The sequence below is a fragment of the Roseomonas acroporae genome (assembly GCF_023223525.1).
GTDB classification, from domain to species: domain Bacteria; phylum Pseudomonadota; class Alphaproteobacteria; order Acetobacterales; family Acetobacteraceae; genus Roseomonas_E; species Roseomonas_E acroporae.
Genome location: NZ_JALPRX010000140.1, coordinates 1 through 20941, shown reverse-complemented (window position 1 = coordinate 20941; position 20941 = coordinate 1). Strand labels below are relative to the sequence as shown.

Annotated in this window: 17 protein-coding genes and 1 pseudogene; 8 read left to right on the top strand and 10 right to left on the bottom strand. The window is 73.2% G+C overall.

The features are described from left to right. Positions 1 to 11 precede the first annotated feature (11 nt). Complete coding sequence (locus M0638_RS25520; RefSeq protein ID WP_248669779.1) at positions 12 to 986, bottom strand: DMT family transporter; 975 nt, start codon at positions 984 to 986, stop codon at positions 12 to 14. Positions 987 to 1022: 36 nt separating this feature from the next. Continuing rightward, positions 1023 to 2006: a zinc-dependent alcohol dehydrogenase family protein gene (locus M0638_RS25515; RefSeq protein ID WP_248669778.1), complete on the bottom strand. Its 984-nt coding sequence runs from the start codon at positions 2004 to 2006 to the stop codon at positions 1023 to 1025. A gap of 104 nt (positions 2007 to 2110) precedes the next feature. Between M0638_RS25515 and M0638_RS25510 the strand changes: the two genes are divergently transcribed. Then, on the top strand, positions 2111 to 2986 hold the full coding sequence (locus tag M0638_RS25510) for a LysR substrate-binding domain-containing protein (RefSeq protein ID WP_248669777.1): 876 nt from the start codon (positions 2111 to 2113) through the stop codon (positions 2984 to 2986). A 95-nt stretch (positions 2987 to 3081) separates the two neighbouring features. Here the strand turns inward: M0638_RS25510 and M0638_RS25505 are convergent, their stop codons facing one another. The 5 genes from M0638_RS25505 to M0638_RS25485 all read right to left on the bottom strand — a co-directional run bounded on the left by M0638_RS25505 (position 3082) and on the right by M0638_RS25485 (position 7195). Beyond that, positions 3082 to 3516 (bottom strand): cupin domain-containing protein, encoded by a 435-nt coding sequence (locus M0638_RS25505; RefSeq protein ID WP_248669776.1) that lies wholly within the window; start codon positions 3514 to 3516, stop codon positions 3082 to 3084. A gap of 50 nt (positions 3517 to 3566) precedes the next feature. Continuing rightward, the gene (locus M0638_RS25500) at positions 3567 to 4733 is read right to left on the bottom strand and encodes a major royal jelly family protein (protein WP_248669775.1); all 1167 of its coding nucleotides are present in this window, start codon (positions 4731 to 4733) and stop codon (positions 3567 to 3569) included. Positions 4734 to 4770: 37 nt separating this feature from the next. Further along, entirely contained in the window at positions 4771 to 5409 is a 639-nt protein-coding gene (rclC, locus tag M0638_RS25495; protein WP_282572298.1) for a reactive chlorine resistance membrane protein RclC, read from the bottom strand. A 131-nt stretch (positions 5410 to 5540) separates the two neighbouring features. Continuing rightward, positions 5541 to 6365: an alpha/beta fold hydrolase gene (locus M0638_RS25490; protein WP_248669774.1), complete on the bottom strand. Its 825-nt coding sequence runs from the start codon at positions 6363 to 6365 to the stop codon at positions 5541 to 5543. 248 nt (positions 6366 to 6613) lie between these two features. Next, entirely contained in the window at positions 6614 to 7195 is a 582-nt protein-coding gene (locus tag M0638_RS25485) for a helix-turn-helix domain-containing protein (RefSeq protein WP_248669773.1), read from the bottom strand. 814 nt (positions 7196 to 8009) lie between these two features. Here M0638_RS25485 and M0638_RS25480 point away from each other — a divergent pair. From M0638_RS25480 to M0638_RS25450, 7 genes are all read left to right on the top strand, one after another. After that, positions 8010 to 8813: an alpha/beta fold hydrolase gene (locus tag M0638_RS25480; protein ID WP_248669772.1), complete on the top strand. Its 804-nt coding sequence runs from the start codon at positions 8010 to 8012 to the stop codon at positions 8811 to 8813. Positions 8814 to 8827: 14 nt separating this feature from the next. Continuing rightward, a complete protein-coding gene (locus tag M0638_RS25475; RefSeq protein ID WP_248669771.1) occupies positions 8828 to 9661 on the top strand; it encodes a transporter substrate-binding domain-containing protein in 834 nt (277 codons plus the stop codon). A gap of 95 nt (positions 9662 to 9756) precedes the next feature. Further along, entirely contained in the window at positions 9757 to 12621 is a 2865-nt protein-coding gene (locus M0638_RS25470) for an ATP-binding protein (protein WP_248669770.1), read from the top strand. A gap of 292 nt (positions 12622 to 12913) precedes the next feature. Next, positions 12914 to 14305 carry a dihydrolipoyl dehydrogenase family protein gene (locus tag M0638_RS25465; RefSeq protein WP_248669769.1) on the top strand — a complete coding sequence of 464 codons (1392 nt, stop codon included), beginning with the start codon at positions 12914 to 12916 and terminating at the stop codon, positions 14303 to 14305. 109 nt (positions 14306 to 14414) lie between these two features. After that, positions 14415 to 16088 (top strand): FAD-dependent oxidoreductase, encoded by a 1674-nt coding sequence (locus M0638_RS25460; protein ID WP_248669768.1) that lies wholly within the window; start codon positions 14415 to 14417, stop codon positions 16086 to 16088. 219 nt (positions 16089 to 16307) lie between these two features. Continuing rightward, positions 16308 to 17552: an HlyD family secretion protein gene (locus M0638_RS25455; RefSeq protein WP_282572297.1), complete on the top strand. Its 1245-nt coding sequence runs from the start codon at positions 16308 to 16310 to the stop codon at positions 17550 to 17552. Further along, the gene (locus M0638_RS25450; RefSeq protein ID WP_248669767.1) at positions 17549 to 19114 is read left to right on the top strand and encodes an MFS transporter; all 1566 of its coding nucleotides are present in this window, start codon (positions 17549 to 17551) and stop codon (positions 19112 to 19114) included. The genes M0638_RS25455 and M0638_RS25450 overlap by 4 nt, the downstream gene beginning before the upstream one ends. Before the next feature lie 52 nt (positions 19115 to 19166). Here the strand turns inward: M0638_RS25450 and M0638_RS25445 are convergent, their stop codons facing one another. The 3 genes and pseudogenes from M0638_RS25445 to M0638_RS25435 all read right to left on the bottom strand — a co-directional run. After that, positions 19167 to 20036, bottom strand: a complete 870-nt coding sequence (locus M0638_RS25445; RefSeq protein WP_248669766.1) for a sulfurtransferase — start codon at positions 20034 to 20036, stop codon at positions 19167 to 19169. Positions 20037 to 20152: 116 nt separating this feature from the next. Then, a complete protein-coding gene (cynS, locus tag M0638_RS25440) occupies positions 20153 to 20602 on the bottom strand; it encodes a cyanase (protein WP_248669765.1) in 450 nt (149 codons plus the stop codon). A gap of 41 nt (positions 20603 to 20643) precedes the next feature. Continuing rightward, positions 20644 to 20941, bottom strand: a pseudogene (locus M0638_RS25435) (hypothetical protein); the annotation flags it as partial.

The window sequence follows — 20941 nt, the reverse complement described above, 5'->3', positions numbered from 1 at the left end:
GGCGGGCTCTTTCAGGACCGGAAGCGGGTGGGAAGGGCAGCGGCGGCGATGCCGCCGAGGATCGCCAGGGAGCCGAGCAGCAGCGTGGGCGTCAGGCGCTCACCCAGCAGCAGCATGGACAGGGCGACGCCGGTGACGGGAACGCCCAGCATGGCGGTGGCCATGCCGGTGGCCGGCAACCGGGCGCTGGCGGCGTTCACGGCGCAGAAGCAGAAGGCGGTGGCGACGGGCCCCACGTACAGGGTACTGGCCAAGAAAGCGGCGGAACCGTCGCCGGTAAAGGGGCCTTCCACGGTCAGGGCGAGCGGCACCAGCAGCAAGGTCGCCAGCAGCATCTGCCAGGGCGCCAGCGCGAAGGCCGCGGAGGCAGGGCGGCCATAGCGCAGGTGCAGGATGCAGGCGGACCAGCACAGCGACGCGGTGAGCAGCATCAGGTTGGCGCCGAGCACGCGCGGATCGGCCCAATCGATGGACAGTGGGTTCATCAGCACTGCGACGCCGAGAGCCGCCAGCCCGATCCCGGCGAGGCGCGGCCCTGGCACGCGCTCGCCGAAGAACAGCACCGAGGCGGGCAGCACCCAGAGCGGCGTGGTGTAGCTGAGCAGGGCGGAACGCCCGGCCGGCAGCAGCGTCATCGCGAGCGCCCCGAGCACGGTGAAGCACAGCATCTGCAACAGGCCGACCGAGGCGACGAAGGGCAGGTCTCGCCGGCGTGGCAGACGGACGCCGCCCCGCATCGCCTGCACGGCAAACAGGCAGGCCGCGCCGGTGCCGAAGCGCAGCGCCGAGAACCAGAGCGGCGTCACATGGCCGAGGCCCAGCTTCATTACCGGCCAGTTGGCGCCCCAGAACAGGATTGCCAGCACGAGGCTGGAGACGGCGCCGCCCGCGACGGCAAGCCGGCGACGGGGCGGAACGGCGGCGGCCAGGCTGTGCAGCGGGGCGGCCGGTATCGGTGACAGCCTGGCAGGCGGGAAGGAGGACATGGCAGCCGACCTCGCGGAACGGATCTCGAAGCAGGATCAGGCAATATCGATGACGACCTTGCCGACCGCTTGGCCGGATTCGAGATGCCGGTGCGCCTCGGGCGCCGACGCGAGGTCGAAGCGGCGCGGATCGACGATCGGGCGAAGCCGGCCGGCGTCGGCCAGCCTCGCCACCTCCCGCAGGATCCGGCCATGCCGCTCGCGTCCGATGTCGTGCAGCATTGGGATCAGCATGAACACGACGTGCAGCGATAGGCCCTTGTTGTGCATCGCTGACAGGTCGTGGGTGCTGCGCGCCGCGGTGGCGGCGACGCGGCCGTTCAGTGCGGCGGCGGCCAGGGATTTGTCGAGGTTCGCGCCGCCCACGGTGTCGAGGACGACATCGAAGCCCAGGCCGCCGGTGAGACGATCGACATAGGCCGGCACCTCCTCCTCCGTGAACACGATCGTGGCGTCGGCGCCGAGCGCGCGGGCGCGCTCGCCGGCCTCCGCCGAGGGCACGGTCGTAGCCACCTGCGCACCGCGCGTCTTGGCTAGTTGCACCGCGACATGGCCGACGCCGCCCAGCCCGCCATGCACCAGCACATGGTCGCCGGCGCCGACGCCGGTGCGCTCCAGCGCCTCCCAGGCGGTGATGGAGACCAGCGGCAGCGCCGCCGCCTCGCGCATCGAGAGCGATCCTGGCTTGCGCGCGAGCAGCCGCGCATCGGCCACGATGTACTCGGCCAGCGTGCCGCCCAGGCCGTGCACGCCGCCGGCGCAGCCATAGACCTCGTCGCCAGGGGCGAAGCCCTCCACACCCTGGCCGACTGCCTCGACCCGGCCGGCCAAGTCGGCGCCGAGGATTGCCGGTAGGGCGGGGCCGATCGGCAGGCCGTTGCGGATGCGGATGTCGATCTGGTTGACCGAGGTCGCCGCCAGCCGCACCAGCACGGTGCCCGGGCCGGGCACGGGGGTCGGCACCTCGGTCAGGATGAAATTCTCCGGACCACCATGGGTCCGCAGCATCTGCGCACGCATCGCCGCCTCGAAAGCCTGTTACGACGCGAGAATTAGGGGTTGCCAACAAGAAGAGAAACGCATAGTTCTTATTTCATCAAGCAAAAATCCTGATTGATGATCCGATGCGCTTCCCCGAGCTGGAGATCGACCTGCTGCGCGCCTTCGTGGCGGTCGCCGAGACGGGCAGCTTCACCGCCGCCGCCGAGGTGGTGGCGCGCTCGCAATCGGCGGTGAGCCAGAAGATCCTGCGGCTGGAGGAATTGCTGGGCCGGCGCGTCTTCGAGCGCACCAGCCGCTCGCTGGCCCTGACCCGCGAGGGCGAGAAGCTGCTGGTCGGCGCGCGCCGCGTGCTGGAGCAGCACGACATCACGGTGCGCAGCCTGCTGGAGCCGGCGGTGGGCAATCTGCGCCTGGGCGTCTCGGAGGATTTCGTGCCCGGGCTGCTGCCGGGCATGCTGACGCGCTTCCAGCGCCTGCACCCCGGGCTGCACCTAGAGCTGATGACCGGGCTGAGCCATGGCCTTCTGGAAGCCTACGAGGCGGGGCGGCTCGACGTGGTGATCGCCAAGAAGGACGGCGCGGCGCAGCGCGGGCGGGTGATCTGGCGGGAGCAGCTGGACTGGATCGCGGCTGTCGGCTACCGCCCGGATTTCGACCGTCCGGCCCCGCTGGTGATGCTGCCGCCGCCCTGCACCTACCGCGAGGTGATGGTGCAGGCGCTGGATTCGGTGCGCCGGGAATGGTTCGCGGCCTGCACCGCGAGCAGCCTGGCCGGCATCCAGGCGGCGGTGGCGGGCGGGCTCGGCGTCACCGTCCTCGGCCGCTCCTTCATGGGCGCCGGCCTGCAGGCGCTGCGGACGCCCGAGCACTGGCCGGTCCTGCCGATGACCGAGATCGTGCTGATCGGCGAGGAGCGGGCCGAGGCGGAGCTGGTGCGTCCGCTCGTCGCCTTCCTCACCGAGAGTCTCGCCGGTGCGGCGCAGGCGGGCGCCGCCTGAGCCGCCGGTCCGCGCCACCCGCCGCGCCTGGCGCGCGGCGCCGTGATCGGGCGGATACCGGCAGGCCGCCGCCATCCGCCCGGCTCGCCGCCTCCCTACCGCGGCAGTTCCTGCGCGTGGATGAAGCTCTCCGGCGTGCCGCTCGACGGATCGACGAAGACGATGTCACGGGGATCGCGCCGCGGCGTATCGACGGAAAGGAACACCAGCGGCGCTTCCAGGATATCGGGCAGGGCGTGCACCACGCCGCGCCTGAAGAACAGCAATTGCCCGGGCGCGAATTCGCCGCCGTTCGCGGCGGTTTCCATCCAGAACGTGCCCCGTCCCGACAGCACGTAGAGATACTCGTCGCAGGTCGCGTGGTAATGCGGCGGGGTGGGGCGATAGACACGGAACACCCGGGCGCTCGCGGCCTCCTCCCGGGTCAGGTAGGTGTCCACCAGCAACGTGTCGGCGGATTCGGGAAAGCGGGCCGCGACGGCATGCAGATCGAACCGTGCGGAGCGCGGCGTCGGGTCGGTGGTCGACATGAGGGTTCCTTCCGGGAGTTGCAGGTCGCTGGGGCGTCCGCCGTCAGGTATCAGCGCAGCAGCACCGGGCCGGCGCCGATGCGCAGGCGAAAGAGCACGTACGGCCTGCGCCGCAGGTCGCGGCCCTCGTGGAACAGGGCCTGCCGGTGCAGCTGGTTCGCGGTGAAGTAGAGCCAGCCATCCCTCCCCACCGAGAGCGTGTCGGGCCACAGGATGCGCGGATCGTGGGCGAGGGTGCGCCACTGGCCGTCCGCGCCGCGCTGGCGGATGGCGTTGCGCTCGTAGTCGCCGGCGTAGACGCGGCCCTGGTCGTCCGCCTCCAGCCCATCCGAGGCGCCCTTCTCGCCGAGGTCGCGCACGGCGGCGGCGAGGGCCTCGGGCGTCGCGCCACGGTCGCGCAGCAGCGCGGTCGGCACGGCATAGAGGTGGCGGCTGGAGAGCGGGCAGTAGTACAGCGTCGCGCCATCGGCCGAGAGCGCGATGCCGTCGGAGGCGACGCGGAAGGGCTGCGGCGGTTCGCCGGGCTTGCGGATCGCCATGGTCTCGCCCTCCACCACCGGCACGAAGGCCGGATCCGGTGCGGTGGACGGGTGCCCGGTCAGCTGGCGCCAGGCCTGGCCGCTGTCGAGATCGACCACGATGATGCCGCCGGGGCCGGACACCGAGGAGTCGGTGATGTAGGCGACGCCGGCCCGCCCCTGGCGCAGGTCGAAGCGGACATCGTTGACGTAGGTGCTGGGCAGCACGACCTCGGGCGGCAGCACGATGCTCCGGGTCACGCGGTTCGTCGCGAGGTCCACCGCGACGAGCTTGGCGCCGCCCGCGACGGGCGCCGAGAAGGAGGGCGCGGCGGTGTCGAGGATCCACAGCCGGTCGGCCGCGTCCACGACGACGCTCTGCACGCTGAGCAGCGTCCCGCCCGGCCTGTCCCGATCGGGGCGGTTGATGGCGGCGTCGGGGAAGGGAACCACGCGCCCGCCCCGGATCTCGCCGACCGTGAAGGGCACGTCGTCGCCCCAGCGGGGGAAGTTGACGAAGATCCGACCCCGTGCCGAGACGGTGACGCCGGTCGGCATCGGTCCGGTCGCGAAGCGGAACACCGGTTCGATATGGCCGATCGTGGCGGCGGACTGGAGCGGGGGTGCCGGCTGCGCCAGGGCGATGCCCGGAACGGCCAGCAGCGCCGCCAGCGCGGGAAGGAGACGAATTCGTGGCATGGCTGTCCTCGTCGGGAGTGGCATGGACCCGTGCCGCCTATCGGGCGATCCAGCTCTGCCGCGCCGGCACGCCGGACGATGCCGTCGATGCCTCGTTCTCCTCCACATGCCGCAGGACGGCGCGGGCGGAATCCACCACCACCAGCCAGGCGCCGGCGAGGAGGGCGACATCCTTGACGACGAGCCGGCCGGCGCCGGAAAGCCAGGGGAAGCCGTGCTGCGCGTCACCGAGGGCCGGCACCCAGGCCTCCGGCGTGGTGATCAGGAAGGACAGCGTCACGAACGGCGTCAGGAAGGCGAGCACCGCGCCGGGCAGGCCCCAGCGGCGCGACACCAGCCCGACCAGGGTGAGCAGGCCGATCGCCAGCTCCAGCGTGCCGAGGCCGCGCGAGAAGCCGTAGGTGTTGTTGTCCGTCTGCCAGGCGCGCTCGGCGGGCTTCAGCTCGCCCTCGCGGGTGAGGTGCCGCGCATACTGGTCCGGGTGCGCGTAGAACAGCGACAGGGCCGGGTTGTTCGCGACGAAGGGCGTGATGCTGTCGGCCTCGTAGGGCGCGAATTTCAGCGCGCCGATCCACAGGAAGATGATGGCGATGGCGATGCGCATGCCATGCAGGCCGATCCGGTCGGAGCGGCGGCTGGCGACGGCATGCAGGGCGTACCGCATCTGCTGGTTCATGACGGGACTCGTCCACGGGGCCGTTGCGGGAAAGGCGGGGGCCATCGGCCTGCCCCCAAGGGGGGGTGAGGAGGCAGGCCGATGGCGACAGGGCTGACGGCGCGGGCGGCGAGGCACGCGCCGGGGGGATGTCAGCCCTGGATGAAGGCGAGCAGATCGGCGTTGATGACCTCGGCATGGGTGGTGCACATGCCGTGCGGAAAGCCCGGATAGGTCTTGAGCGTGGCGTGGCGCAGCAGCTTCGCCGAGAGCCGGGCGGAGTCGGCGATCGGGACGATCTGGTCGTCCTCGCCATGCAGCACCAGCACCGGCACCTCGATGCGGCGCAGGTCCTCGGTGAAATCGGTCTCGGAGAAGGCCTTGATGCAGTCGTACTGCGCCTTGGCGCCGCCGATCATGCCCTGGCGCCACCAATTGCCGACCACGCCCTCCAGCATCGGCGTGCCGGGCCGGTTGAAGCCGTAGAACGGGCCCATCGGCACCTCGCGGTAGAACTGCGCGCGATTGGCGGCGAGTGCGGCGCGGAAGCCGTCGAACACCTCCATCGGCAGGCCGCCCGGGTTGCTCGCGGACTTGAGCATGACCGGCGGCACGGCGCCGATCAGAACGGCCTTGGCGACGCGCCCGGCACCGTGCCGCGCCACGTAGCGCGTGACCTCGCCGCCGCCCGTCGAATGGCCGACATGGACGGCGTCGCGCAGGTCGAGATGCGCGGCCAGGGCCGCGACATCCGCCGCGTAGGTGTCCATGTCGTTGCCGGTGTCGGTCTGGCTGGAGCGGCCATGGCCGCGCCGGTCATGCGCGATGACGCGGAAGCCCTTGCCGAGGAAGAACAGCATCTGGGCATCCCAGTCGTCGCTGCTGAGCGGCCAGCCGTGATGGAAGACGATGGGCCGGCCGCTGCCCCAGTCCTTGTAGAAGATCTGGGTGCCGTCCTGGAGGGTGAGGAAGCTCATCGGTGCGTATCCTTCGGGGGTCGTGGAGGATGGCGAGGCGGCGCTTCGGGGCGTCGCTGCCCCGCCCGGGATCGGCAGCGCCAGGATCGGGAGCGTGGCCGCGCCGGCGGCGATCAGGGCGCGCCTGCCCGGCGCGATCCGATGGATGGGAGGGAGAACGGTCACGGCGGGTCCTTTTCGTCGTGTGCCGATCCGGTGAATCCTCTTTTCCAGATCGGAAATCTTGCACGATCGGACCTGTCGGCTCCTCAGGCAGCGAAGCACGATTTCTGCGGGGCGGAATTCGCCGTGCCTCGCCCGTTCATGACCACCGGCGCGGCCGCATGCAGCGTCGTGCGGCCGATGACCTGGCCCGTCGTGTCCGGCTTGCCGGCACTGGCAACGCGGCGCCATTCGCGTGGCGTCATGGCGAGGTGGCGGCGGAACAGGCGCGAGAGATGGGCCTGGTCGGAGAGGCCACAGGAGGCGGCGACCTCGGCCAGCGGCGCGTTCGTCCCGCCCATCAGCGCCATGGCGCGATCCAGTCGGCGCAGCATCAGGTAGGCGTGCGGTGTGGCACCGAAGGTGCAGCCGAAGGCACGGGAAAAGAAGCTGCGGCTCAGCCGGACGCGGGCCGCCATCTCGACCACCAGGATCCGCTCATGCAGATGCGCCTCGACGAAGTCCTGCACCCGCCTCTGCTGCCACGGGGCAAGGCCGGCGGCGGGAACCGGCCATGACACCGCCTTCCTCCCGGCGGGATGGGAGGAGGCTGTCGCCGCAGAGCCGCCGAGGTTGCGATACGCGTCGGCGACCATGGTGGATCCATGCGTGGCGATGTCTGTCCGCATGAGGGATCCCTTTCTTGCAGGATGCCGCAGGCCGCCACGACCGGCGGCCGTTCCCCGGCGCCCCCGTCATGCGACGGCGCGGCCATCGCCCGGCAGTAAAGCGATGTTAATTCTCCGGGCCGCCTCATGGCGGGCTGCCAGCCGGCAGGACTGCCGCGGTGAAACGCAGTCGGCGAAAATCGGGGGCGGCGTGCCCGCTCCCATTCCGGTGCCGCCGGCCTGGGCGGTGCGCGGCCACGACGCTGCGGCCGGTCATCTCGTCGTGCGGCAACTCGGCCGCCTCGTCGGCAACCGGCCGACCCCATTCGCCCGAAAGGCGCCGCGCCGCACGTTGCGGTCACTTCCAGACAAGAATCCCGCCTCTGTTCCGCTCAGGGTGCCGGCCTGACGGCATGCGCATCGCATCGCCGGCCCACCTCACACGGAGGACTTCCCATGCCCGACTCCATGGTCCGCAACGCCACCGGCATCGTCGGACTTGCCCTCGTGCTCGCGGCTTGTGCCGAGCCGGCGCCGCGTGGCCCGGCCAGTCCGGGCGTGGCCGTGCCGCCTACGAGCCCCAGTGTGAATGCCCCCTACTATCAGGGCTCCGATCCCAGCTTTCCGCGCCCGACCAGCCGCCCGGGTGCGTAGACGGGAAATTCTGCGGCATGCCGGGCGGGCGCGGTGCCGGCCCGACCGGGCATGGCGATGGCGGGGGCAAGGCCTGCCGCCTGCCGCGCGCCCTGGGGAACGGTGCGCAGCCGGAGCGGCGTTCCGAAGCCGTTCGAAGGCCACCCCGGCCGGGCGCCGAGCCTAGTCCGAAAGGACAGTCATGAGCGTCCTGGTCACCCACGACGGGGAGGAACTCCACTACAGGGACTGGGGCGAAGGACCGGTCGTCGTCCTCAGCCATGGCTGGCCGCTCAATGCCGACATGTGGGAATACCAGATATCGTACCTGTCGGCGCACGGCTTCCGCTGCATAGCCTTCGACCGGCGCGGCTTCGGGCGATCCAGTCAGCCCTGGTCCGGCCATGAATTCGACACCTTCGCCGACGACCTCGCGATGCTCCTGCGGACGCTCGATCTGGTGGAGGTGACGGCCATCGGCTTCTGCCTCGGCGCGAGCGAGATCCTGCGCTACCTCGGCCGGCACGGCGCCGACCGCCTGGCCAGGGTCGCGCTTCTGGGTGCCGTGCTGCCGGGGCCGGACTCGTCCCGCGCCGTCCTCGCGGCGCTCCATGCCGGGCTGGCCGTGAACCGCCCGCATTGCATCCGCGGCTACGAGCGCCTCTGCTACGGTCTCGACCGGCCCGGAGCGGCCCTGGGGCCGGGCATGCGCGACTGGCTGTTCCAGCTCGCCATGCAAGCCTCGCCGCCGGCAACGCGCGACAGCATCGGCTCCCTGCTCGACACCGATTTCGGCGCCGACCTGGCCGCCTGCACCATCCCGACCCTGGTCATCCACGGCGACGACGATCAGATTATGCCCGTCGCCGCGATGGCGTCGGTGGTCGCGGGCGACATGCCTCGGGCGCGTCTCCTGCGCTACCCCGGCGCGCCGCACGGCCTCTGGTTGACCCACAGGGAGCAGGTCAATGCCGATCTGCATGCCTTCCTGGCATCGCCCCCCTGACGTCCGGCCGTCCGATGCCGGCCCTGGCGCCGGCCCTGGCGCCGGCGTCGGACCATGACGCGGCACCCCGGCGCGGCGTCCTGCTGCTGGCCCCGGCGACGCTGCTTCCCGGCCCGCCGGCCGCGCGCGCCGGCGATGGCGGGACGCTGGCGCGGATGCGGCAGGCCGGCATCGCCCGGGTGGCGATGGACCTCGCCCTGCCGCCCTACGCCATGCTGGACGCGGCGCGGCAGCCTGTCGGCTCGGAGGTCGACACGGCCCGGCTGCTCTGCGCCGATCTCGGCGTCACGCTCCGGCTCGTCGCGGTGGACAGCCCCGGCCGCATCCCGAGCCTGCTCACCGGGAAGGCCGACCTGATCGTCTCGGTGCTGAGCATCACGCCCGAGCGGGAGAGGGTGATCGGCTTCTCGCGACCCTATGCCGCCGTCGTCTCGGTGCTGGCCGGGCCGGCGGCGGCCGGCATCGCCGACCCCGAGCCGCTCGCCGGCCGCCGCGTCGCCGTCACGCGCGGCTCGATCAACGACCACGCGCTGTCCGGCGCCGCGCCGCCGGGCGCCCGCATCCTGCGCTTCGACAACGACGCGGCCACCATGGGCGCGGTCCTGGCCGGGCAGGCGGACTGCATCGCCACGGCGCCGGAGCTGGTCGAGGCCATCAACGCGCGCCAGGCGGGCCAGCCGCTCCGTACCTGGCGCGTCCTCGGCCAGGCCGAATACGGCGTCGGCCTGCCGCGCGACGACACCGCGCTGAAGGACTGGGTGGAAGGCTGGGTGACGCGGCGCCTGGCCGATGGAACGCTCGCCGCCATCCACCGCCATTGGCACGCCGGGGCAGCGGTCCCCGGTTGACCGGCATCTGGGCTGCGATGTCTGGCCGCGATGGACGCCGACGTGCATAATCCGCTGCGTGACAGGGTCCCTTCCGACGAGGACGGTGGCTGGCCGTGCCTGAAGCCTTCGCCGGCTCCGGACCGGCGGCAAGACGCGCTTTCAGGTTCGGTCCGTTCCGCTTCCAGCCCGCCGAGCAGCGGCTGACCGAAGCCGGACAGGAGGTCCGGGTCGGCAGCCGCGCCCTCGCGATCCTCGGCGCTCTGCTCGAGCAGAGCGGCACGCCGGTCGGCAAGGAGGCGCTGATCGCGCAGGTCTGGCCTCGGACCCATGTCGAGGAGATCAACCTGCGCGTCCATGTCTCGGCCCTGCGCCGGGCGCTCGGCGACGGCCGGGACGGGCGCCGCTACCTGCACACCGTCTCCGGGCGCGGCTACCAGTTCGTCGGCCAGGTGGTGGTGGAGGAGACGCCGACCGGTCCCGTCGCGGCGGCGCCCGCCAGCATGCTGCCCTTGCCGCTCGGGCGCGTCATCGGACGCAACGAGGTCATCGTCATGACCATGCAGCAGCTCCGACGCCGGCGCTTCGTTACCATCGTCGGGCCGGGCGGGATCGGCAAGACGACGGTGGCCCTCGCCGCGGCCGAACGGCTCGCGGCGGCCTTCCCCGGCGGCGTCCACCTGGTCGACCTCACCCCGATCCAGGACGACGGCCGCGTCGCGGCGGCGGTGGCCGCCGCCCTCGGCATCGCGCGCTATGCCGAGGATGCGCTGCCGGGCATCCTCGCCTTCCTGCGCGACAGCCGGGTGCTGCTGGTGCTCGACAATTGCGAGCGCGTGGTCGGCGGCGCGGCGGCGCTGGCCGAGCAGGTGCTGCGCCGCGCGCCGGGCGCGCACATCCTGGCGACCAGCCGCGAGCGGCTGCGCGCCGAAGGCGAGCACATGCTGCGCCTGCCCGTCCTCGCCGTGCCGCCGCTTTCGGCCACCCTCACCGCGGAAAGGCTGCAGGACTACGCTTCCGTGCAGCTCTTCGTCGAGCGGGCCGCCGCCGCCAACGAGGCGTTCCGCCTGCGCGACGAGGATGCGCCGGTGCTGGCCGCCATCTGCCACCGGCTCGACGGCATCGCGCTCGCGATCGAGCTGGCCGCCGGCCACATGGCCGTGACCGACCTGGCGAGCCTGGGCGCGCTGCTGGAGGACCGCTTCCGGCTGACCGCGCTCGGCCGGCGCACCGCGCTGCCACGGCACCGGACGCTGCGCACCGTGATCGACTGGAGCTACGAGACCCTGGGCGACGAGGAGAGGGCGGTGCTGCGCCGCCTCGCCGTGTTCGAGGGCATGATCACCCTGGAGGCGACGCTCGCCGTGCTCGCCGACGACACCATGCCGCGCGAGCGGATCGTCGCGTCCCTGGCCAGCCTAGTGGACAAGTCGCTGGTCACGGCGGAGATCGGCGATGCCGGCGTGCGCTACAAGCTGCTCGACACCACCCGCGCCTACGCGCTGGAGCGGCTGGCCGAGGCCGGCGAGCTGGGCGATGCCGCGCGCCGGCACGCCGCGCACTACCTGGCCCTGGCCACTGAGGTCGGCGCCGAATGGGCCCGGCAGAACACGGCGCGCTGGCTGATCGACACCTTCGCCCCGCATCTGGGCAACCTGCGCGCGGCGCTGGACTGGGCCTTCTCCCCGCGGGGCGACGACGATCTCGCGATCGGGCTGTCCCTGGCCGGCATCCCGCTGATGTTCGAGCTGGCCCCGGTGGACGAGATCCGGCGCCGCGCCTCCCGGGCGCTCGACCGCATCGCGGCGCTGGGCCGGGACCTGCCGGCGGCGGCGCTGCGCCTGCGCGCGGCCTGCGGCGTCGCCATGATGTACAACCCGGGACCGGTGGCGGAGACCGCGCGGTGCTGGGAGCGGGTCCTGTCGATCGCCACCACGCTCGACGATGTCGAGCTGCAGGCGCGGGCCTGCTGGGGCCTCTGGACGGTGCACGTCTACGGTGCGCGGCCGGCGCTGGCGCTAACCTATGCCGAATGGTGGCGCGGCTTCGGGCGCCGGCAAGGGAGCGACGTCAAGGCCCTGCTGGCCGACCGGATCACCGGCACCGCACTGCACTATCTCGGCCAGCAGCGGCAGGCGCTGGCGCTGCTGGAGGGCATGGCGGAGCGCTACGTCCTGTACCGGCACCACTGGTTCACGCTGGGCTTCGAGATCGACCACGGCGCCATGGCGCGCGTGATCGCGGCGCGGGCGCACTGGATCCTCGGCCGGCCCGCGCTCGCGCGCCGCGCCGCCGAGGCCGGGACGCGGCCGGTGCTCGCGCAGGGCTATCCCATCGGCTGCTGCTACGTCCTCTGCGAGGCGGCCTTCCCGGTCGCCGTGCTGGTGGGCGACCTCGCGGCGGCGGAGACGGCGCTGGCGGCGCTGGAAGGCTGGGCCGACCACAACGGCCTGGCGATCTGGCAGGCGGCGGCGCGCTGCTGCCGGCTGGCGCTGGACGGGCTGCGGGGACGGCCGCTCGACGCGGACGCGGTGGCGCGGGCCCTGGCCGCGATGCGCGCCACCGGCTTCACCACGCATCTCTCCTGGCTCTCCGGCCTGCTGGCCGAGACGCTTGGCGGGCAGGGCTGGCCGGAGGCCGGCCTGCAACTCGTCAACGCCGCCCTCGACGCGGCGGCGGCGGGCGACGAGGGCTGGTGCCGGGCCGAGCTGCTGCGCGTCAGGGCCGAGCTGCGGGCATGGGCGCAGGACATCCCGCTGGCCGGCAGCGCGGGCGAGGATCTGCGCGACGCACTCGATCTCGCCCGGCGGCAGGAGGCGAACGGCTGGGCGCTGCGGATCGCCGTCAGCCGGGCGCGGCTCGCGCGGACGGCCGCGGAACGGGCCGGGAGCCTCGACCTGCTGGCCGCCACGCTGGCGACGTTCGGCGAGGGCGAGGAAACGGCCGACCTGCTCGCCGCGCGCGGCCTGCTGGCCACATAGGCCGGCTCCCGGCAGGGCACGTCCCGGCAGGGCATGCCTTCGCAGGACATGGCCGCCGCTCGCCGCGGCATCCCGGTGCTGCCGCCGTCCGGCGCGGCGCCGGATGCGCCTCGCGCCCGGGGCGTGGACGTTGCGCCAAGCGGCCTCGCCGGCCCGTCCCCTATCCTGCCGCCGGCGGCGACCCGCCGCCTTTCGTCCGGCCATGGCGCGGTCCCGACGCCCGGGCCCGCCGGCGTCGCGGGACCGCCCGCCGGTCCGCCACGGCACCGTCGGCAACGCGAGGAGGAAGCTCATGGCCGAAACCGAATCCTTCGACGCCGTGGTGCTCGGCAGCGGCGAGGCCGGCAAGTACATGGCCTGGCATCTCGGCAAGGCCGGGCAGCGCGTCGCGGTGGTGGAAGGGCGCTACCTCGGCGGCTCCTGCCCCAACATCGCCTGCCTGCCGAGCAAGAACATCATCCACGGCGCCGCCGTCGCCCACACGGTCGCGACCGCAGCGGCCTTCGGCACGCACGCCACCGGCTTCGCCGTCTCGATGCGGGAGGTGCAGGCGCGCCGGCGCGCCATGGTGGACGGGCTGATCGCGCTGCACCGCGAACGCTTCGCCGCAGCCGGCAACGAGCTGGTCTGGGGCCATGGCCGCTTCGTCGGCGAGCGGACGCTGGAGGTGGCGCTGCCCGGTGGCGGCGTGCGCCGCCTGCGGGGCGACCGCGTCTTCCTCGACCTCGGCGCCTTCGCCACCGTGCCGGACCTGCCCGGCCTGGTGGCCGCCGCGCCGCTCACCCATGTCGAGCTGCTCGAGATCGAGACTCTGCCGGCGCATCTGCTGGTGCTGGGCGGCGGCTACATCGCGCTGGAGCTGGCGCAGGCGATGCGCCGCCTCGGCGCCGCGGTGACGGTGGTGGAGCGGGCCGGCCGCCTGCTGCCGCGCGAGGACCCGGACATCGCCGACGAAATGCGCTCGATGCTGGCGGCGGAAGGCATCGCCTGCATCACCGACGCCGACGTACAGCGTGTTTCCGGCCGCTCCGGCGGGTCGGTCTCGCTGCACGGCACGGCGGGCGGGAGGGTTCTGGAGGTCACCGGCTCGCATCTGCTCGTGGCGCTCGGCAAGGCGCCCAACACGGCCGGGATCGGGCTGGAGGAGGCCGGGGTCGCGCTCACCCCGGCCGGCCATGTGCGGGTGAACGAGCGCCTGGAGACCACGGCCGACGCCGTCTGGGCCATGGGCGACTGCGCGGGCAGCCCGGCCTTCACCCACATGTCGTTCGAGGATTTCCGCATCGTGCGCGACAACCTCGCGGGCGGCGACCGGGTCACGACGGGGCGGCAGGTGCCCTACTGCCTGTTCACCGAGCCCGAGATGGCGCGCGTCGGCCTGAACGAGACCGAGGCGCGGCAGCAGGGCATCGCCTATCGGCTGGCGACGCTGCCGGCCGCCGCCATCCTGCGCACCCGCACCACCGGGGAGACACGCGGCCGGCTGAAGGCGCTGGTGGGCGCCGACGACCGCATCCTCGGCTTCACCGCCCTCGCCCCCCATGCCGGCGAGCTGCTGCCGCCGGTCCAGCTCGCCATGGCGGCCGGGCTGCCCTACCGGGCCGTCGAGCGGCTGGTGGTCGCCCACCCGACCTACGCGGAAGGGCTGGTCGGACTGTTCGGCGCCGTGCCGCAGCCGGGCTGAGGCCCTCCGGGACCATCGGCGGGCGCCCGCCGCCGGACCCTGCCGCCAGATCCTGTCATACGATGGCAGGTCCTGGATCCTGCCGCCCCCAGCCACGATGGTGAGTGCCATGTCCGGGCCCGATCCCCGCCACGACCAGATGTTCCCGACGCTCGACGCGGCACAGGTCGCGCTCGCGCGGCGCTTCGCCGGCGGTGAGGCGCGGCGCTTCCCGCCCGGCGCGCCGCTCTTCGAGATGGGCAGCCGCGAGGTCGCCGCCTGGCTGGTCCTCGAAGGGCGGATCGACGTACTCGGCCAGGACAGCGCCGGCCGGGAGGCCTTCATCGTCGGCTACGGGCCTGGGCAGATCAGCGGTGAGGTGGGGCTGATCGGCGGCCGCGCCACCCTGGCGCGCGGGCGGGCCGGCGAGGCGGGCTGCCTCGCCCTGCCCTACGACGCGGCCCATCTGCGGGCGCTGCTGATCGGCTCGGCCGAACTCGGCGAGCTGTTGATGCGCGCCTTCATCCTGCGTCGGATGCGGCTGATCGAGGCGGCCGCCAGCGGCTCGGTGCTGGTGGGCCGTGCCGGCTCGGCGGCGCTGACCCGGCTCGACGGCTTCCTGACCCGGAACGGCCAGCCGCACGCGCTGCTGGACGTGGCGACGCCGGACGGCGAGGCGATGGTGCGCCAGCTCGGGCTGCGGGCGGAGGACCTGCCGGTGATGCTCTGCCCGCGCGGCGTGGTGCTGCGCCGGCCGACCGAGGCGGAGGTCGGCCGCTGCCTGGGCCTGCTGCCGGAGTTCGATCCGTCGCGGCTCTACGACGTGGCCGTGGTGGGCGCCGGCCCGGCGGGCCTGGCCACCGCCGTCTATGCCGCCTCGGAGGGGCTGTCGGTGATCGTGCTGGACCAGCGCGCCTTCGGCGGGCAGGCGGGTGCCTCGGCGCGGATCGAGAACTATCTCGGCTTCCCGACTGGCATCTCGGGTCAGGCGCTGGCCGGGCGTGCCTTCAACCAGGCGCTGAAGTTCGGCGCCGAGGTCGCGATCCCGACCGAGGTGCTGCGGCTCGACTGTCCGGAGCCGGCGGAGCCGGCGGGCGCGCCGCTGCGCCTGCAGCTTGCCGGGGATGCCGAGGTCAGGGCTCGCACCGTGGTCATCGCCTCGGGCGTCGCCTATCGCCGGCCACCCGTTCCGACGCTGGCGGAATTCGAAGGCGCCGGGATCTCCTACTGGGCCTCGCCGGTCGAGGCGAAGCTGTGCGAGGGTGAGGAGGTGATGCTGGTCGGCGGCGGCAACTCGGCCGGGCAGGCCGTGGTGTACCTGGCGCCGCGCGTGCGCCGCCTGCACCTCGTCGTGCGCGGGCCGGGGCTGGAGGCCACCATGTCGCGCTACCTGATCGAACGCATCGCCGCCCTGCCCAACGTCGTGCTGCGCACCGGCACAGAGGTCGTCCGCCTGGACGGCGACCGGGCCACGGGGCTGGCGGGCATGGCGCTGCGCCGCCGCGCGGATGGCGCCGAGGAGGCCCTGGCCCTCCGGCACCTGTTCCTGTTCATCGGCGCCGACCCGCACACGGCGTGGCTGGAGGGCTGCGTGGCGCTGGACGACAAGGGCTTCGTGCTGACGGGGGCGGCCGGCGCGGCGGCAGGGGCGGACTCCCGGCTGCCGCTGGAGACCAGCCGTCCGGGCGTCTTCGCCATCGGCGACGTGCGCGCGGGCTCGACCAAGCGCGTCGCCGCGGCAGTGGGGGAGGGCGCCGCGGTGGTCGCGCAGATCCACGCCATGCTGGCGCGACGCCGGGCTTGAGCCGGCCCGGAGCCCCGGTCGGCGGTCAGCCGCTCCCGCGACGCCGGGCCGGACGCCGCGGCACCGCAGACGGTCCGGGCGCCACCATGGCCACGGCCCGCGGCGCGGCCACGGCGGGGCACGGGCCGGGCGGGGTGGGCGGACGGCATGGCTGACGCCGTGGAACGGCCTGCGCCAGAGGCGGTCCCGACGGCGGCTCCGGGGACGGCCTCGGCGCCGATGCCCGCCCCGGCGGCGCCATCGGGGTCGGCCCCGTCGCAGGCCCCGGCGCGCGGCCGGTTCCTCTCCTGGGCCAGCCTGCGTCGGCTGCTGCCCAACCTGGCCGCGCTGCTGCTGGCCGCGCTGCTCGTGATGGCCATCCGCACCAACTGGAACCGCTGGACCAGCGACGCCGCGACGCAGTGGACCGACGACGCCACCCTGGCGAGCGACCTGACGCCGCTCGCCGCCCTGGTCGCGGCGCCGGTGCGGCGGGTGGCGGTGCAGGACTACCAGTTCGTGGCCGCGGGCGAGCTGCTGGTGGAGCTGGACGACCGCATCCACGCCGCGCAGCTCGCCCAGGCCGAGGCCAACGTCGCGGCGGCCCGCGCCGCCATCGGCCACCTGCAGGCGCAGGAGGCGTTGCAGCAGGCGAGCATCGCGGCCGCCGAGGCGGCGGTGCAGGGCGCCCAGGCCTCGACCCGACGCGACCGGCTGGAGGCGCAGCGGCAGGAGAGCCTGCTGCGCGGCGGCATCGTCGGCACCGAGCAGCGCGTGGAGCAGGCCGACGCCGCGCGCAACGTCTCGGCATCCGGGCTGGCCCAGGCGCAGGCGGCGCTGGAGGCGGCGCGGCGGCAGCTCCTGGTGCAGCAGATCGAGGCGGCGCAGCTCGCCGCGGCGCTGCAGGCGGCGGAGGCGGCGCGCGACCTCGCGCGGATCAACCTCGGTTACACGCGCATCGTGGCACCCGTGGCCGGGCAGGTCGGCCGGCGGCGAGTGTTCCCCGGCCAGTACGTGGGCGTCGGCACGCAGGTGATCGCGCTGGTGCCGCGGCCCGGCCTCTACGTCATCGCCAATTTCCGTGAGACCCAGGTGGCGCGGCTGCGCGAGGGGCAGGCGGCGGAGATCCGCGTCGACAGCTTCCCCGGCGCGGTGCTGCGCGGCCGCGTCGCCGCCTGGTCGCCCGGCACCGGCGCGCAGTTCGCGCTGCTGCCGCCGGACAACGCGACGGGCAACTTCACCAAGGTGGTGCAGCGCATCCCGGTGAAGCTGCTGCTCGATTCCGACGGCGGACTCGGCGACCGGCTGCGCGCGGGCATGTCGGTGGAGGTGACGATCCATACCGACGGGACCCTGTCCGGGGATGCCGCCGCGACCGCGCCGGGGGCGGCAGCCCCGGAAGGCATCGTGGGAGGGCCTGCGGCACGGGCCGGGGCCGCGGCCGGCGGGGATGGGCCGGCCGCGACGCCCGGGGCGTCGCGATGAGCGCCGCCGTCCCGCCCGCGGGGGTGGCCGCCACGGCTGGCCCGTCCCCGCCGGCCGCCCCGACGACCTCGCCGCGGCCGCTGGTCGGCATCGCCGCGGTGCTGCTGGGAGCGGTGATCTCCACCCTCTACGGCCGGATCACCAGCTTCGGGCTGGCCGACCTGCGCGGCGCGGTGGGGGCGGGCTACGACGAGGGGGCGTGGATCCCGACCGCCGCGACGGTCGCGCAGATGGTCATCGGGCCGCCCGCCGCCTGGCTCGGCGCGGCCTTCGGGGTGCGGCGGGTGCTGCTCGTCTCCGCCTCGGTGTTCGGCCTCGCCTCGCTGCTGATCCCCTTCGCGCCGGACCTGCCGACGCTGCTGGCGGGGCAGGTGGTGGCGGGGCTGGCCTCCGGCACCTTCATCCCGCTGACCATCGGCTTCGTGCTGCAGAACCTCAGGCCGGGCTGGTGGCCCTACGGCATCGCCGCCTACGGGCTGAACCTGGAGCTGTCGCTCAACATCCCGGCCTCGATCGAGGGCTTCTACCTCGACCATCTGAGCTGGCACTGGATCTTCTGGCAGGGCGCCGTGCTGGCGGTGCCGATGATCCTGTGCATCGCGGCCGGCATGCCGTGCCAGCCGGTCAACCGCGCCGTGCTGGAGCAGGCCGATGGCTGGGGCATGCTGCACGCGGGCGGCGGCCTCGGGCTGCTCTACGCAGCGCTCGACCAGGGCAACCGGCTCGACTGGCTGAACTCGGGCCTGATCTGCGCCCTGCTCGCGGGCGGCCTCGTGCTGCTGGCGGCGTTCGTGGCGCGCGAGCTGACCGCCGAGCGCCCCTGGGTGAACCTGCGTTTCCTGCTGGGGCGCAACATCCTGCTCCTGGTCGTGCTCCTCGCCCTCTACCGCTTCGTGCTGCTGGCGACCGCCTACCTCATCCCGCAGTACCTGCAGACCGTGCAGAACTTCCGCAGCCTGGAGGTGGGCGCCGTCCTGGTCTGGATCGCGGTGCCGCAATTCCTGCTCGCGCCGACGATCGCCGCCCTGCTGGGCCGCGTCGATCCGCGGCTGGTGATCGCCTTCGGCGTCACGCTGATCGGCATCGCCTGCGCCATGGCCATGCGGCTGACGCCCGAATGGCAGACCTGGGAGTTCCTGCCCTCGCAGATCCTGCAGGCCATCGGCCAGTCGTCGGCGCTGATCGCGATGATCCTGTTCTTCGTGCGCCACCTGCGGCCCGCCGAGGCACTGACCTTCGGCGCGGTGCTGCAGGGAGCACGGCTGTTCGGCGGCGAGGTCGGCAACGCCTTCATGCAGACTTGGCTGCGCAAGGCCGAGCAGGTCGATTCCTATCTGGTCGGCCTGCACGTGCAGGAGGGCACCGCCGATCTCGGCCAGCGTCTGGCCGGCATCGCCGGCGCCCTGCCGGGGGTGGCGCCGGACTCGCCGCAGGCCCTCGCCCTCCTGGCCCAGCAGGTCCGCACCCAGGCGACCGTGCTGTCGATCATCGACGGCTTCGGCGCCGTCGTCGTGGCCGTGGTCGCGATGCTGCTGCTGATCGCCCTGCTGCGCGAGCCGTAGGGACGGGGCGGGCGTCTGCCGCCTGCCGCCTCGCCCCCGTGCGAACGCCCTCTCAGGCCGCGACCGGCGCCCAGGGCGGGCCGCTCTCGATGGGGCAGGCTTCGTCGCGGCTCCATTCGTTCCAGGAGCCGAAGTACAGCCGTACGTCGCCGATCCCGGCTTCCTTCAGCGCCACCAGGGAGTTGGAGGCGCGCGCACCCTTGAAGCAGTAGAGATAGACCGGCGTCTCCGCGGTGACGCCGACGCTGTGGCACTCGGCCAGGATCTCGTCCCGGCTCTTGAACAGGGGGCCGTTGGGGGAGGGCTTCATCAGCCGGTACCACTCGATCCACCGGGCGCCGGGGATGCGGCCCTTGCGCGGGCAGAAATCGGCGCCGTAGGGGGAGGAGGAGGTGCCAAGCCACTCGTCCACGTCGCGCACGTCGAGCAGGCAGACGCGCTCGTCCGCCAGCGCCGCCAGCATGTCGTCGCGGTCCAGCATCATGGCGAGGCCGGCATCGGATTCGGGGAAGATCTTCGGTTCCGGCGTCGCGGGGTCGGTGCTGGTGGGCAGGCCGGCCTTGCGCCAGGCCGTGAAGCCGCCGTGCAGCACCATCGCCTTCGGGTAGCCCAGGAATTTCAGCAGGAAGTAGCCGCGGCAGGACTGACCGAAGCCGGAATCCATGCTCTCCTCGTACACCACCGCCGTCTCCTCGCCCGAGAGGCCGGCGGCGCCGAAGGCGGCGGCGAACTTCCCGCGCAGCTCCCGCATCCCTTCCCGCGTCGAGGTGGCGAGGAAGGTGAAGATGTCGTGGATGTTGACGGCGCCGGGGATGTGCCCGGCGGCATAGGCGGCGGGGGCGCGGGTGTCGATCACCACCGTGCCGGGCTGTTGCAGCATCGCCGACAGCTCGACCGGCTCGACCAGAACCTTCTCGCTCATAGGAAATCAATCCTCTTTCGGGTCATGGGGACGGCGCGCCGGAGCGGCGGGGCCGCTCCGGACAGGCGGGATCGAAGGCGCGCCGCGGCCGGCCGGGTGCCGTCCGCGCGGGCGGCTCAGTACTGCTTGTAGGGCAGGAACTTGCCGGACATGGTGATGTTGACGCGGTCGCCGGCGTTGTTGGCCTCGCGCCTGAGGTCCATGCGGAAGTCGATGGCGCTCATGATGCCGTCGCCGAACTCCTCGTGGATCAGCGCCTTGAAGGTGGTGCCGTAGACCGAGATCAGCTCGTAGAAGCGGTAGATCAGCGGGTCGGTCGGCACCTGCGTCGGCAGGGAGCCGCGATAGGGCGGCACCTGCAGCAGCTTGATCTCGTAGTCGGTGAGTTCGAGATGCGCGCCGATCGCTTCGGCGGCGGCCTTGGGCAGCGGCATCTGGCCGAGCAGGCCGGCGGTCACGTACTCCTTGGACAGGTCGCCGGCCATGGCGGCGAGGCCGGACCAGCTCAGGTCCCGCTCGATCTTGATCCGGACGATCTTCTCGGTCAGTTCGGCGCGGTCGCTCATCGGGATGTCTCCTGGTACGGATGGAAGGGCTCGGGCGGGCGTCAGGCGCAGGCGGCCAGCGGCCCGGCGCCGGTGGACTTGCCGGTCGCCATGGCCGTGCCGGGCGCGTCGCCGATGCGCCGCACCGGCGGGTGGCGAGGGTCGGCAGGGCGGCCGGCGGGCCGCTCCACCAGGAAGTCGAGCAGGTGGTTGCGCAGCGCGTAGTAGCCGGGCAGCCGGTGCAGGTCCTGGCGCGTGCGGCCGCGCGGCAGGCCGTTCTCGACGATCTCGGCGACGCGCGCATCCGGGCCGCTCGTCATCAGCACGATGCGGTCGGCGAGCAGCATGGCCTCGTCGATG